We start from the raw sequence: 13508 nt of genomic DNA on the forward strand, positions 1-13508 counted from the left end.
TGATGCGGACCTGGCCGGGGCACAGCCGTCACACGGGCTCAAGTACGGTGGGCGCGTGGCGACGACCCTGAACCTGGCCAGCTTCCCCAGCCCGCCCCAGGGCGTGTGGCACCTCGGCCCCATCCCGATCCGGGCCTACGCGCTGTGCATCATCGTCGGCATCATCGTGGCGATCGTGTGGGGCGAGAAGCGTTTCCAGGCCCGCGGCGGCCAGAAGGGCTTCATCACCGACCTCGCGGTCTGGGCCGTGCCGTTCGGCCTGGTCGGCGGCCGGCTGTACCACCTGGCCACCGACTGGCGGACCTACTTCGGCCCGGGCGGCAACCCGATCGGCGCCCTTGAGGTGTGGAACGGCGGCCTCGGCATCTGGGGCGCCATCGCGCTGGGCGGCGTCGGCGCGCTGATCGGCGCCCGGCGGCGCGGTATCCCGCTGCCCGCGGTGGCCGACGCGATCGCGCCGGGCATCGTGCTGGCCCAGGCCATCGGCCGCCTCGGCAACTACTTCAACCAGGAGCTCTACGGCCGCGTCACCGATGTGCCGTGGGCGCTGGAGATCTTCAACCGGGTCGACCCGGCCACCGGTGTCGCCGACCCGATCAACGGCGTCGCGCAGGGCCCGGCCACCGAGCTGGTGCACCCGACCTTCCTGTACGAGCTGCTGTGGAACATCGGCGTCGCGCTGCTCGTGGTGTGGGCCGACAAGCGGTTCAAGCTGGGCCACGGCCGGGCGTTCGCGCTCTACGTCGCCGCCTACACCGCGGGCCGGTTCTGGATCGAGCTCATGCGTGACGACACCGCCACGCTGGTGTTCGGCGTCCGGGTCAACGTCTGGGTCGCGGCGCTGGTGTTCATCGGGGCCGTGGTCTACATGATCGTGGCGCGCAAGCGCGGGCCGCGTGAGGACCTGGTGGCCATCCGCGAGGCGCGCGAGGAAGGTCTGACCGGCGCTGCCGCCTCGGCCGTCGACAGTGACGCCGCTGAGGCCGACGCCGTCGAGGGCTCCGAGGACGCCGAGCCTTCGGAGAAGGCGGTCGACGAGGGGCCCGCCTCGACCGACGAGGCCGAGGCCGACAAGGCTGCCGACGAGAAGACCCGCGTCGAAGAGGCGGCCGAGCGCAAGAGCTGAGGCGGCCTACCATCGCTGTCCATGCGGATCCTCGTCGTCGAGGACGATGACCGGGTGGCGCGGGGCCTGATGACGGCGCTGCGCCACGCCGGCTACGACGTCCATCGCGTGGCCACGGTGGCGGACGCGCTGAGCGCGCCCCCGGCCGACGTCGTGCTGCTCGACATGGGGCTGCCCGACGGGGACGGCATCGAGGTGCTGCGCCGGCTGCGACGTGACTCGGGGACCGCGGTGATCGCCGTGACCGCCCGTGGCGAGGAACGCGACCGGGTGCTGGGCCTGCGCACCGGGGCCGACGACTACGTGGTGAAGCCCTTCGGCACGGCCGAGCTGCTGGCGCGCATAGAGGCCGTGCTGCGGCGCACTCGGACCGCCCGGGCCGAGGTCGTGGACGCCGAGCTCGTGCGGGTCGGGCCGTTGACGCTGGATGTCGCTACTCGGGCCGTGTCGGTCGGGGGTCGCGAGCTGGCGTTGACCCGCAAGGAGTTCGACCTGCTGTCCCTGCTCGCCGCGCGGCCGGGGCAGGTGGTGAGCCGGGACCTGATCATGGACCAGGTGTGGCAGGCGTCGTGGGAGGCGCCGACGCGGACGTTGGACACCCATGTCGCGGCGCTGCGCGGCAAGCTCGGCGGCCGGGTGCGGATCGAGACCGTGCGGGGCGTCGGCTACCGCCTGGTGGGCTGATGCTGCGCCGGCTGCTGTTGGTGCTCGTCCCGCTGATTCTGCTGCTGGGGGCGGCGTTGGGCGTGCCGCTGGGCAATGCCGTCGCGGAGCGGGAGACCCAGACGACGTACCTGGACCGGCTGGCCGACGTGAGCCGGTTCGCGACCCTGGCCGAGACCGCGCTGACCTCCGGCCGCACCGAGGCCCTACAGGACGAGCTGAGCCGCTACGACCAGCTGTACGGCATTCCCGTGGCGCTGGTCCAGCCCGGTGGCAAGGTGTTGTTCGCGTCGCGGCAGCGGCCTGACCTGACCGATCCGGCCGTGGCAGCCGGGCTGACCGCCGCGTTTTCCGGCTACCGGCCCAGTCCGCCCGAGGCTGTGATGCCGTGGGTGCCCGCGCCGCTGGTCGTCGTGGAGCCCGTGGGCCGTGACAGCGAAGTGGTGGCGGCGGTGGTGGCCGTGTCGCCGACCGACCGCCTGCGCGCGGACATCCTGTCCCAGTGGGGTTGGCGCGCGCTGCTGGGCATTCTGCCGCTGCTGGCCGTGATCGCCGCCGCCTGGCCGATCTCCCGGTGGATCCTGCGGCCCATCCGGCGGCTGGACGAGGCCACCGCGGCCATCGCCGGCGGTCTGGTCGACACCCATGTCGACGACGTCAGCGGTCCCCCCGAGCTCCGGCGGCTCAGCACTTCCTTCAACACCATGGTGGACGTCGTCAACACGGCCATGCGCCGGCAGCGCGACTTCGTCGCCGACGCCTCCCACCAGCTGCGCAATCCCTTGGCCAGCCTGCGATTGGCCGTCGACAATCTCGAACACCATCTGCCTCCTGGCGAGTCCGCGCGGGAGGCGCACCACGTCGCCGTGGAGGAGGCCCAGGAGATGGGCAACGTCCTCGACGCCCTGCTGGCCGCCACCCGTCTCGACGCCGCCGCCGAGACCGTCGACCTGGCGCTGCTGGTCTCCGTGCACCTGCCCAAGTGGCAGGCCCTCGGTGTCGCCGTGGAGACCGATGTGCCTGAGGGGCAACGGGTTCCGGTGTCCTACGGCAGTGTCCTGGACGAGCTCGTCGCCAACGCCGCCCGCCTCTCCGGCGGCACAACGGTTCGAGTGTTCTTCGTGGACGGTGAGCTCCATGTCGCCGACAACGGCGTTGGGCTCACCGAATCCGACCGCGCCCTGGCGCTGGGCCGTTTCTGGCGTTCTCCCCAGCACCAGAACGTCAGCGGCACCGGCCTCGGCCTGTCCATCTGCGCCGACCTGGTGGCCGCCGCCGGCGGCACGCTCCGCCTAGACCCCGCCACCCCCGGCCTGGACGTCGTCATCACCCCGCGAGTCCCGCCCAGCGTCACACCGAAACCCGCGACGAAGCAGAACTGAGCTTCGAGGCTCAATTCTGCCTGAAACCGTATTTCGGTGTGACGGAGAGCGGGACTCGCGGGGGGTTGGTCAGTAGTCGGAGGTGCAGGCGCTGGCGACGTAGCCGAATCCCTGCTGCCGGTAGATCTCGATCCAGCCGTTGGCGTTGGTCTTCCCGCACGCGGTGTACCGGCCGCCGGCCCGCACCGGGTAGCAGCGCAGCACGTCGCCGCCGTGGACCATCGGCGCCTGCGCGGCGTAGTTGGTGCCGGGCCCGGTCCGGACGGTGAGGTTGGTGGTGACGACCTGGACGTCGCCGGAGCCCGAAGTGGGGCAGGTGGCCGGGGTCGAGGCCGGTGCGGCGTCGGCGACGCCACCGGCCAGTGCCGTGGCGCAGAGGGCCGCGCCGACGGCGAGGGCGGCGATGGACTTCTTCATGGATTCCCCTCCAGTGGATTTCGAACGGGGTCGATCGTGCGGTGGGCCCGTGTCCGAACGGGGAATTCCGACCGAATCCGAACGCCGCCGAACGGCCGACTGGCTAGCGTGGGGGCCCGAGCCGAAGGGGGACGGCGCCATGGCCGACGAGCTGCCCGATCCGGGCCTCGCGCGCACGCTCGACGACCTGGTCGACGGCCTGCGGCGGCTGAAGGTCTGGGCCGGCGACCCCTCGTACGAGCGCATCACGGCCCGGGTCAACGCGGCCTGGCGGGAGGACGGCCGGCCCGAGGGCGAGCTGGCCGGCAAGACCACGGTGGTGGACTGCTTCCGGTCCGGCCGCCGCCGGCTGAACACCGACCTGGTGACGGCGGTCGTGCGTGCGCTGAACCCGGACGTCGGCTACGAGGCACAGTGGCGGCAGGCGCTGCGGGTGGTCGGCGGTGAGGCACGGGCGGCGGCGCAGGTCCGCGTGCACGCCGAACTGCCGCCGGATCTCGCCGACTTCGTCGGCCGTGGGCCCGAAGTGCGCCGGCTGAGGCAGGTGCTGGCCGAGAGCCGCCGCACCGGCGATGCCGTGGTCATCTCCGCGATCGAGGGCATGGCCGGCATCGGCAAGACCGAGCTGGCCGTGCGCGTCGGGCATCTGATGGCCCGGGACAAGCCGTTTGACCAGGTGCTGTTCGTCGACCTGCGCGGCTTCGACCCGGATCAGCCGCCGGCCGATCCGGCCGCCGTGCTGGACGGCTTCCTGCGCCTGCTCGGCGTGCCCGGCCACAAGATCGGGAACGGTCTGGCGGCCCGCGCCGCCGCCTACCGGGAACGGCTGGCCGGGGCCGAAGCGCTGGTGATCCTGGACAACGCGGCCGACCGTGAGCAGATCGAGCCCCTGCTGCCGGGGACCGCTGGATGCCTGACGCTGGTCACCAGCCGCCGGCGCCTCGACGGTGTCGCCGCGGTGACGAACGTCGTGCTGGACCCGTTCACCTCGGACGAAGCCGTGACGTTCCTCGGCCGCATGCTGCCCGACGTGCCCGTGGGCGCGGACCCGACGGCCGCCGCCCGCATCGCCGAGCGCTGCGGCGGCCTGCCGCTGGCCCTCGACCTGATCGCCGGGCACATCCGGGCCACTCCCGGTTGGACGCTCACCGACCACGCCGAGCGCCTCGACGAACGCCACCGCACCCGGCGCATCGACGGCGGCGTCGAGCTCGCGTTCTCCCTGTCCTACCAACGCCTTCCAGCCGATCTGCGCCGGTTGCTCCGGCTTGCCGCGCTGCATCCCGGCCCGGAGTTGGACGTGCACGCGGCAGCCGCGCTGGCCGACATCGAGCCGTCCGCCGCGCAGGCCGGGCTGGACCACCTGCACCGCGACCACCTGCTGCACCGCGACGCGTCCGCCCGCTACACCTGCCACGACCTGGTCCGTTCCTACGCCGCCGCCCGCGCGGCCGATGAGGACCCGCCGGCCGAGCGCCGCGCCGCGCAGACCCGCCTGTTCAACCATTACCTCGGCGCGGCCGCGCTGGCCGTGAACACCCTGTTCCCGGCCGACGCGCTCCGACGGCCCGACGCGCCCGCCACCCATCTGTCCGCGCTGAACGCACCCGACGCCGCCCGGGCCTGGCTGGACGCCGAGCGCCCCAACCTGGTCGCGGTGGCGTCGCATACCGCCGACCACGGCTGGCCCAGCCACACGCTCCGGTTTTCCACCATCCTGTGGCGCTACTTCATTCACGGTTATCCCGCGGACGCGCTGATCGTGCACGGCCACGCATACCGAACCGCGCGGAACAGCGACGATCCGGCCGCGCGGGCGCAGGCCACGATGGAGCTCGCGGCGGCCCACCTCCAGCTGAGCAATCTGGAGCAGGCGGTCGACCTGCTCGACCAGGTCCTGCCCCTGCTGCGGCAGACCGGCGACGTGGCCGGCCAGGCGCGGGCCCTGACCAATCTCGGTGTGGCCGACACCCGGCTGTGCCGCTACAAAGCGGCCGCCGAGCACTATGAGCGGGCGGCGACGCTGTTCCGGCAGGTCGGCGACAAGGTGGGCGAGGCCCGGGTGCTGAACAACCTCGGCGCCGTGGAGGAGCGGCTCGGCCAGCACGAGTCCGCGGTCGAGCACCTGCGGCACGCCCTGGCCCTGTCCCGGGAGTTCGGCGACCGTGACGACGAAGCCTGGGCGTTGACCGGCCTCGCCTCGGTGGAGGTGCGGGCGGGGCACGGAGCCGACGCCGGACGCCATTTCGAGCAGTCGCTGGCGATCTTCCGTGAACTGGGCGATCGCGACGGCGAGGCGTGGGCCGTCGAAGGCACCGGCGCCCTGCACGCCTCGCGGGGCGAGCCGGCGCAGGCCGCCGAGCATTTCCGCCGAGCGCTGACGATCTTCCGCGAGGTCGAGGACCGGGATGGCGAGGCCTACGCGCTCAACGGCCTCGGTGAAACCCTGGACGACGTCACGCACCACGCCGAAGCCCTGATCGTGGCGACGGAGATCAGCGCCCCGGACCAGCAGGCCCGGGCCCACGCCGGCCTCGGTCGAGGCCTGAAGTCCCGCGAGCACCTGGAACGGGCGCTGGCCCTGTACGCGGAGCTGGAATCCCCGGCGGCGGAGGACATCCGGCGGCTGCTGGAAACCTAGAGGACGGCCAACAACCGGGCGTAGGTCTCGGCGACGGTTCCGGTGTGGACAGTCAGGGCCCGCGGCCGGGTCGGGGCCAGCGCCAGTAGCCGGTCGTGCATTGTGGACAGTTCAAGCGGGTCGACGGCCTTGCTGGTATCGTCCCGCTCTTGGAACCGCCGCCGGGTATTCTCCTTGCTGTCCAACAGAATCACCTCGACGAAGTCGACGCCGACCTCGTCGGCCAGCGCCGCCAGCCGGTCGATGAACTCGACCCGGGCCAGGAACTGCGGCACCACGACGTCATGCCCGGACCGCAGATGCGTGCGGGCGGCCGACACCGCCAGCTCCCGGGCCAACCGGCCGGCGCTGGTCGGATCGTCCTGCCAGCGGCCGAGCTGGGCCCGCAGCAGATCGATGTCCAGGTTCAGGGCCAGCGGGTGCTCGTCGACGTAGCGAGCGGCCACAGTGGACTTTCCGACCCCGGGCGGGCCGTTGAGCAGCAACAGCATTCAGCGCTTCACGTCCCGGAACCAGCCGGCGGCGCCGGGGTGCAGCGGCACGATGCCGGTGGCGATCCCGGTCCGCACGTTGATGTGGCTGGCCTCGGGATGGCCCTTGGTGATCGCGGAGACCTCGGTGAACACGGTCTCCGTCACGATGCGGACCACGTCGTCGCCGAGGTCGTCGCGGGTGAGCAGGAGATTGGGCACGGCCACGGTCTCGCACGGCGGCACATGGGCGTACGTGGTGGTGGGAATGGTCGCCGCCACGTAGGGCCCCAGGTAGTGGTCGGCCAGGAGGGCGGCCTCGTTTTTCAGCGACACCAACCGAATGGCACGCTTGCCGGCGAGATCGGTGATGGCCGGCGTCGGAATTCCGGTCAGGGTGAGCATGGCGTCCAGGGACCGGTCGGCCAGGGCGTCGGCCCCGGCGGCCTGGCTCATCAGCCGGCCGATCGGCTTGACGCCGGTCAGCGACAGCAGCCGGTCGGAGGTGAAGCCGGTGCTGGAGCCGGGGGCTCCCAGCGACACGGTGCGGCCGTCGATGTCGGCGAAGGACCTGATCGGCGAGTCGTCCAGCACCACCAGGTGCAGGAAACTGTCGTAGACGCGGCCGATGGCGCTCAGGCCGGGCGGGGCCTCGCCGGAGCTCTCCACGGCGTCGATGGACGCCAGCCCGAGCTGGCCGGCGCCCTCGCGCAGCAACTGGAGGTTGTCCACCGAGGACCCGGTCTCCCGGGCGGTGATGGTCGTGTTGGGCAGGTGCGGCCGCAGCGCCGACACCAGCGACGCCCCGAGCTCCCGGAACACCGCGCCCGGAGGTCCGGTCAGCATGACCAGTTTTTCCAGCTCGGGGGTGCGCGGCCCGGAGCAGCCGGCCGCCGTGGCGCCGAGACCCAGGGCGGCCAGTCCGCGCAGCAGCGCTCGCCGGTCGAGCATGGCTGGAAGGGTAGCCGTCAACGTCAGGTGAACCCAAAGTTTCGCCGGCCGACCTTGTCGCGCGGTATCTGTGTGCCAAGGATCACTGCAATTCCCACTGACGGGTGAAGGAGTAGGGCAATGTCGACGGTGACCACCGCCCGTAGACCGTGGTACCGCCAGCTGTATTTCTGGGTGATCGCCGCCATCGTGCTGGGCATCATCTTCGGCTTGGCCTTCCCACACCAGGCGGCCGGCTCGAAATGGCTGGCCGACCTGTTCGTCAACCTGATCAGGATGGTCACCGCGCCGATCATCTTCCTCACCGTCGTGGTGGGCATCTCCAGCCTGGGCAACCTGGCCAAGGCCGGCGGCCTGGCGCTGCGGGCGATCGCCTACTTCATCGTCATGACGCTGGTGGCGCTGGTCATCGGCCTGGTCGTGGTGAACGTGCTGCAGCCCGGCCACGGCCTGAACCTGCACATCGACCCGAAGGTGGCCGACAGCACCCTCAAGCAGGCCGGCGCGGCCAGCGAGGGCGTCACCGAGTTCGTGCTCAGCCTGGTGCCGAGCTCGCTGGTCGGGGCGTTCACCCAGACCCAGCTGATCCAGGTGCTGGTGGTCGCGGTGTTCGTGGCGATCGGCCTCTCCGGCCTCGGCGAGCGCGGCAAGCCGATCCTGCGGGCGCTGGAGTCGTTGCAGGCCCTCATGTTCGGCGTGATCAAGGCGGTCATGTGGGTCGCCCCGATCGGCGCCTTCGGCGGCATCGCGTACACGGTCGGCGCGTTCGGCAGCAAGATCCTGGGCAGCCTGGCCTTCCTGATGGTCGCCTTCTACGTGACCTGCGTCCTGTTCATCGCGGTGGTGCTGGGCCTGATCGCCCGCTGGGTCGGCTTCAACATCTTCAAGTTCATCCGCTACATCAAGGACGAGCTGCTGATCGTGCTGGGCACCTCGTCCAGCGAGACGGTGCTGCCGCGGCTGATGACCAAGCTGGAGGCGGCCGGCGCGAGCCGCTCGGTGGTCGGTCTGACCGTGCCCACCGGCTACTCGTTCAACCTGGACGGGACCTGCATCTACCTGACCATGGGCGCGCTGTTCATCGCCCAGGCCACCGGCCACGACATCGGCATCGGCACCCAGATCGGGCTGCTGCTGTTCATGCTGATCTCCAGCAAGGGCGCCGCCGGCGTCACCGGCGCCGGCCTGGTCACCCTGGCCGCCTCGCTCAGCGCGTTCGGCACGGTCATCCCCGTCGTGGGCATCGCGCTCATCGTCGGCATCGACCGGTTCATGTCCGAGGCCCGGGCGCTGACCAACGTGATCGGCAGCGGCGTCGGCAGCCTGGTCATCGCCCGCTGGCAGGGCGAGCTGGACCGGGACCGCCTCAGGGAGGTCCTGGACAACCCGACCACCGTCGACGTCGAGCGCGAGGCCGAGGCGCTGGCCGGCACCCCGTAGGACACGCGCCGCCGCGGCCGAACCCCCGACTTCGGCCGCGGCGGGGCGATGCCGCGAAGGTCACAGGCAGGACCGGAGCGGCGGCGTGGGTCGTGGTGTCCCGATGCCGCGACCCACGCCTTCCAGACCCGGGTCGGCGGGCCGCCTCCTACCAGGCCCGCCGACCCTTCCCCTTCACCCGGTATCCGGTTCGTACGGGTACTTCCGAAGCGTCGGGTGGTCTCCGGACGGGCCCCCTGTCCCCGCCCGGGGCCATTCTCGGCTCATGCGAAGGCTCTACGTCTGGGTGTTGACGGCCATCGCGCTGGGGGCCGTGTTCGGGTTGGCGTTCCCGAAGCAGGCCGCCGGCTCGAAATGGCTCGCGGACCTCTTCCTCGACCTGGTCAAGGTCGTCACCGCGCCGACCATCTTCCTGACCGTCGTCGTCGGCATCGCCGGCCTGGGCAGCCTGGCCAAGGCCGGCGGCCTGGCGGCGCGGGCGATCGGCTACTTCATGGCCATGACGGCCGTGGCGCTGCTGCTGGGCCTGGTCGTCGGCAACGTGTTGCGGCCGGGCGACGGCCTCGACATCGCCGCCGATCCCGATCTGGCCGCGACGACCATCAAGTCGGCCGAGGCGACCAGCACCAGCGTCTCCGACTTCATCCTCGGCCTGGTGCCGTCCTCGTTCGTCGGCGCTTTCACCGGCGGCCAACCGATCCAGGTGCTGGTGATCGCCGTGCTGGTGGCGATCGCCCTGAGCGGCCTCGGCCAGCGGGCGGCTCCGGTCGTGCGAGCGCTGGAGACGTTGGCACAGCTCATGTTCCAGCTGATCAAGGTCATCATGTACGTGGCCCCGATCGGCGCGTTCGGCGGCATCGCTTACACGGTAGGGGCTTTCGGCGGCCGGGTGCTGGGCAACCTCGCGCTGCTGGTCGTCACCTTCTGGGTCACGTGCATCGTGTTCGTGGTGGTGATCCTGGGCGCGGTGGCCAAGTTCGCCGGCTTCAACATCTTCCGGATGATCCGGTACCTGTCCGACGAGATCCTGATCGTGGTCGGCACCTCCTCCAGCGAGACGGTCCTGCCGCGGCTGATGACCAAGCTGGAGAACGCCGGCGTGAGCCGCTCGGTGGTCGGCATGGTGGTGCCGGCCGGCTACTCGTTCAACCTCGACGGAATCTGCGTTTACCTCACGCTGGGCGCGTTGTTCATCGCCCAGGCCACGGGGCACGCGGTGAGCGTGCCGACGCAGATCGGCATGGTGGCGTTCATGCTGATCTCCAGCAAGGGCGCGGCCGGCGTCACCGGGGCCGGCCTGATCACCCTCACGGCGTCGTTGCAGGCCTTCAACAATCCGGCGATTCCCGTTGTGGGCATTGCCCTTCTGGTCGGCGTCGACCGGTTCATGTCCGAGGCCCGGTCCACCATCAACGTGATCAGCAACGGCGTCGCCACCCTGGTGATCGCCCGCTGGCAGGGCGCGCTGGACCGGGACCGGCTACGGGAGGTGCTGACTCACCGCCGGGCCGGCGAGACCACCAGGCTGCCGTCCGGAGCGGTCAGCACGGTCACCGACGCCGCGTAGTGACGGGACAGGCGGTCGGCGGTCAGCACCTCGGCCGGGGTGCCGACCGCCGCCACCTCGCCGCCGTCGAGCAGCAGCACCCGGTCCGGGTACTGGGCGGCCAGGGTGAGGTCGTGCAGGGTGCTGACCACCGTGGTGCCGTCGGCCTTGCGCAGCTGGTCGACCAGCTCCAGCAGGGACTGGGCGTGACCGATGTCCAGCCCGGTCGTCGGCTCGTCCAGCAGGAGCACGCCGGCCTGCTGCGCCAGCACCCGGGCCAGCACCGCCCGCTGCCGTTCGCCGCCGGACAGCGTCCTCAGTGGACGATCGGCCAGTGCTTCGAGGTCCAATCGTTGCAGGGCATCGGAAACCAGCTCCAGATCGGCCCGGCCCTCGCGACCCAGCGGCCCGAGGTGCGGGGTCCGGCCCAGCAGCACGTAATCGGTGACGGTCAGGCCTTCGGGGAGCGTTGGCGTCTGCGGTGCGTAGCCGATCAACCGTGCTCGCTCGCGATGTCCCAGCGCCGCAACGGATTGCCCGCCGACGAACACGTCACCGGTGGAAGGGACCAGGCCGGCCGCCGCTTTGAGCAGCGTCGACTTGCCGGCTCCGTTCGGCCCGATGATCGCCAGCCAGCTGCCGGCCGGCACGTCCACGGTGACGTCCCGCACGACCGGGCGACCCCGATACCCGGCGGTCACGGCGGCCAGCTTCAGCGCGATCACGACTGTCGCCTCCGGAGAACGAGTACGAAGAACGGCGCGCCGGTAAACGCGGTCACGACGCCGATCGGCAATTCCGCCGGGGCCAGCGCGGTGCGGGCGACGATGTCGGCGAGGATGAGGAAAATGGCCCCGCCGGCCAACGACAAAGGAACCACAACGCGGTAGCTGGCCCCGAACAGCAACCGAATCACGTGCGGCACAACGATTCCCACGAAGCCGATCAATCCGCTCACCGAGACCGCCGCCGCCGTGGCCAACGACGCCGCGGCGAGCACCACCAGCCGCACCATCCCGGGCCGCACCCCCAGCGACGTCGCCTCCTCGTCGCCCAGCGTCAACACGTCCAACAGGCCCGAACAGGTGCACAGCACGACCAGGGCAACCGCCAGATAGGGCAGCGCGGACAGCACCTGACCCCATCCACTGGTGGACAGTCCACCCAGGATCCAGCCGTAGACCTGTTGCAACGTCAGGGTGTTGAGCTGCTGCACGAACGTCTGCACAGCCGTCAGGAATGACGCGACGGCAACCCCGGCCAGCAGTAGCGTGGCCGTGCCGGCACCCGCGGAGCGGCCGAGTCCCCAGGTCAGGGCCACGCCGCCGAGCGCGCCGACGAACGCCGCCGCCGGCAGGAACGCCACGCCCGCCCCGGGAAGGAGCACGACGACGATCGTCACGACCATGCCCGCGCCAGCGGCGGCGCCGAGCAGGTAGGGGTCGGCCAGCGGGTTGCGGAACACCCCCTGGAACGTCGCCCCGGAACAGGCCAGCGCCGCCCCGACCAGGCCCGCGAGCACCACCCGCGGCAGCCGCAGCTGCCACAGGATGGCCGATTCCTGCTCGCTCAGCGGGGAAACCCCGCCGGTCAGCTGGGCCCAGACCTCGGCCAGCACCCGCTGCCAGCCGAGGTCGATCGCGCCCAGCAGCACGGCGCCGATCGCCACCGCGACCAGCAGGAGCGCGGTGACGACCAGGTGCCACCAGGCCAGCCGGGTCGGCTTGGCCATCGTCGTCAGGAGGTCTTCTGCACGGCGGCCGCGACCGCCTTGACCAGGTCGACCACGCGCGGTCCCCAGCGGGAGGCGACGCTGTCGTCCAGCGCGACGACATTGCCGTTGCGCACGGCTTTCAGCGTCGACCAGCCCGGCCGCGCGGCCACGGTCGCCGCGCTCTGCTGGCAGCACGTGGTGTCGGCCAGGAAGATCAGATCCGGGTCGGCGGCGACGACCTTCTCCGCCGACAGCTGCGGATAGTCGCCGGCCCCGCCCGCGGAGTCGGCCACGTTGCGCAGGCCGAACAGGCCGTAAACCTGGCCGTCGAAGGTCTTCGACGTCACCGTGTAGCCGTCCGCGGACAGCTCGTGGAAGTAGCTCAGCGGCTTCTTCGGCGTCTTGGCCACCACGTCCGCGATCTGCGACTTCATCCCGGCGACCAGCTTGTCGGCCTCGGCGGTGTGCCCGGTGGCCTTGCCCAGCAGCGAGATCTGCCCGTAGGCGTCGTCGAGCGAGTCCGCCGCCTTGAGCAGCAGCACCGGCACCTTGAGCTGCTCCAGCCCGGACACGACGTTGTTGGTGTCGGAGTAGACGATCACCAGGTCCGGCTTGCGGGCCGCGATGGCCTCGACGTTCGGCTTGTACGCGTCGATGTCGCCGCGCGGGGCCGACGCCGGGTAGTCCGAGAGCTTGTCCACCGCCGCGACCTGCTGACCGGCGCCGATGGCGAACAGGTCCTCGGTGCTGGCCGGGCTCAGCGACACGATGTGGGCCGGCCGGGCGGCGATGGTCACCGCCTTGCCCCCGGTCGGGGTGACGGTGACGGGGAAGGCCGTGCTGGGCGCGTTCGTGCTGGCCGGAGGGTCGCTGTGGGTCGCGCAGCCGGTCAGGGCGAGCGCGGCCGCGACAACGAGGACGGGCATTGTGCGGTTCACAACCGGACGCTATCAAGCGACAACGGACTGTGATCGGAATCACCATGGAACGGGGCGGTTCGCACGGCGGGCATGACGGCCATGTGTCGGCTATGCTTCCCGGACCACGCTTTCTGGTTGAGGTCCGAGGCAATGTCGTCCGGGTAGCCCAGATCGTTACGGACCGTGGTTCGAGATCACCCGTTTGATGGTGCCTCGGCGTTTCGTGACTGTTAAGGTT

12 protein-coding genes are annotated in these 13508 nt (G+C 71.1%); 6 read left to right on the plus strand and 6 right to left on the minus strand.

The features are described 5' to 3' along the window. Nucleotides 1–55: 55 nt before the first annotated feature. From lgt to AB0M73_RS20005, 3 genes are read left to right on the plus strand one after another with little or no spacing between them, the layout of a single operon-like run. Nucleotides 56–1126, plus strand: coding sequence for a prolipoprotein diacylglyceryl transferase (gene lgt, locus AB0M73_RS19995; protein ID WP_363892351.1), 1071 nt, complete (start codon nt 56–58; stop codon nt 1124–1126). Nucleotides 1127–1147: 21 nt separating this feature from the next. Next, nucleotides 1148–1810 (plus strand): response regulator transcription factor, encoded by a 663-nt coding sequence (locus tag AB0M73_RS20000; RefSeq protein ID WP_043723180.1) that lies wholly within the window; start codon nt 1148–1150, stop codon nt 1808–1810. Continuing rightward, nucleotides 1810–3171 (plus strand): HAMP domain-containing sensor histidine kinase, encoded by a 1362-nt coding sequence (locus tag AB0M73_RS20005; protein ID WP_363892353.1) that lies wholly within the window; start codon nt 1810–1812, stop codon nt 3169–3171. The genes AB0M73_RS20000 and AB0M73_RS20005 overlap by 1 nt, the downstream gene beginning before the upstream one ends. Nucleotides 3172–3240: 69 nt before the next feature. Here AB0M73_RS20005 and AB0M73_RS20010 read toward each other — a convergent pair whose 3' ends face one another. Beyond that, nucleotides 3241–3588: a hypothetical protein gene (locus AB0M73_RS20010; protein ID WP_363892355.1), complete on the minus strand. Its 348-nt coding sequence runs from the start codon at nt 3586–3588 to the stop codon at nt 3241–3243. Nucleotides 3589–3727: 139 nt separating this feature from the next. On the opposite strand from AB0M73_RS20010, the gene AB0M73_RS20015 reads away from it, so the two are divergent. Next, complete coding sequence (locus AB0M73_RS20015; protein ID WP_363892357.1) at nt 3728–6229, plus strand: tetratricopeptide repeat protein; 2502 nt, start codon at nt 3728–3730, stop codon at nt 6227–6229. On the opposite strand, the gene AB0M73_RS20020 is transcribed toward AB0M73_RS20015, so the two are convergent. Continuing rightward, nucleotides 6226–6720, minus strand: coding sequence for an AAA family ATPase (locus AB0M73_RS20020; protein WP_363892359.1), 495 nt, complete (start codon nt 6718–6720; stop codon nt 6226–6228). The genes AB0M73_RS20015 and AB0M73_RS20020 overlap by 4 nt on opposite strands. Beyond that, a complete protein-coding gene (locus tag AB0M73_RS20025; RefSeq protein ID WP_363892361.1) occupies nt 6721–7650 on the minus strand; it encodes a TAXI family TRAP transporter solute-binding subunit in 930 nt (309 codons plus the stop codon). 120 nt (nt 7651–7770) lie between these two features. On the opposite strand from AB0M73_RS20025, the gene dctA reads away from it, so the two are divergent. After that, complete coding sequence (gene dctA / locus AB0M73_RS20030; protein ID WP_363892363.1) at nt 7771–9090, plus strand: C4-dicarboxylate transporter DctA; 1320 nt, start codon at nt 7771–7773, stop codon at nt 9088–9090. A 265-nt stretch (nt 9091–9355) separates the two neighbouring features. Continuing rightward, on the plus strand, nt 9356–10657 hold the full coding sequence (locus AB0M73_RS20035) for a cation:dicarboxylase symporter family transporter (protein ID WP_363892365.1): 1302 nt from the start codon (nt 9356–9358) through the stop codon (nt 10655–10657). Here the strand turns inward: AB0M73_RS20035 and AB0M73_RS20040 are convergent. The 3 genes from AB0M73_RS20040 to AB0M73_RS20050 are packed head-to-tail and all read right to left on the minus strand — an operon-like array spanning nt 10588 to nt 13288. After that, on the minus strand, nt 10588–11361 hold the full coding sequence (locus AB0M73_RS20040; RefSeq protein ID WP_363892367.1) for an ABC transporter ATP-binding protein: 774 nt from the start codon (nt 11359–11361) through the stop codon (nt 10588–10590). The two genes, AB0M73_RS20035 and AB0M73_RS20040, sit on opposite strands and share 70 nt — an antisense overlap. Continuing rightward, a complete protein-coding gene (locus AB0M73_RS20045) occupies nt 11358–12368 on the minus strand; it encodes an iron ABC transporter permease (RefSeq protein ID WP_363892369.1) in 1011 nt (336 codons plus the stop codon). Before AB0M73_RS20045 ends, AB0M73_RS20040 begins: the two co-directional genes overlap by 4 nt. Before the next feature lie 5 nt (nt 12369–12373). Then, entirely contained in the window at nt 12374–13288 is a 915-nt protein-coding gene (locus AB0M73_RS20050; protein ID WP_363892371.1) for an ABC transporter substrate-binding protein, read from the minus strand. Nucleotides 13289–13508 lie beyond the last annotated feature (220 nt).

Origin of the sequence: Kutzneria sp. NPDC051319 (assembly GCF_040682195.1) — a bacterium.
Lineage (GTDB): Bacteria > Actinomycetota > Actinomycetes > Mycobacteriales > Pseudonocardiaceae > Kutzneria.

What these genes read in the sequence shown, in the direction of transcription:
- AB0M73_RS20000 (WP_043723180.1), top strand. Translation starts at nt 1,148, where the DNA reads ATGCGGATCCTCGTCGTCGAGGACGATGACCGGGTGGCGCGGGGCCTG.
- AB0M73_RS20005 (WP_363892353.1), top strand. Translation starts at nt 1,810, where the DNA reads ATGCTGCGCCGGCTGCTGTTGGTGCTCGTCCCGCTGATTCTGCTGCTG.
- AB0M73_RS20010 (WP_363892355.1), bottom strand. Translation starts at nt 3,588, where the DNA reads ATGAAGAAGTCCATCGCCGCCCTCGCCGTCGGCGCGGCCCTCTGCGCC.
- AB0M73_RS20015 (WP_363892357.1), top strand. Translation starts at nt 3,728, where the DNA reads ATGGCCGACGAGCTGCCCGATCCGGGCCTCGCGCGCACGCTCGACGAC.
- AB0M73_RS20020 (WP_363892359.1), bottom strand. Translation starts at nt 6,720, where the DNA reads ATGCTGTTGCTGCTCAACGGCCCGCCCGGGGTCGGAAAGTCCACTGTG.
- AB0M73_RS20025 (WP_363892361.1), bottom strand. Translation starts at nt 7,650, where the DNA reads ATGCTCGACCGGCGAGCGCTGCTGCGCGGACTGGCCGCCCTGGGTCTC.
- dctA (WP_363892363.1), top strand. Translation starts at nt 7,771, where the DNA reads ATGTCGACGGTGACCACCGCCCGTAGACCGTGGTACCGCCAGCTGTAT.
- AB0M73_RS20035 (WP_363892365.1), top strand. Translation starts at nt 9,356, where the DNA reads ATGCGAAGGCTCTACGTCTGGGTGTTGACGGCCATCGCGCTGGGGGCC.
- AB0M73_RS20045 (WP_363892369.1), bottom strand. Translation starts at nt 12,368, where the DNA reads ATGGCCAAGCCGACCCGGCTGGCCTGGTGGCACCTGGTCGTCACCGCG.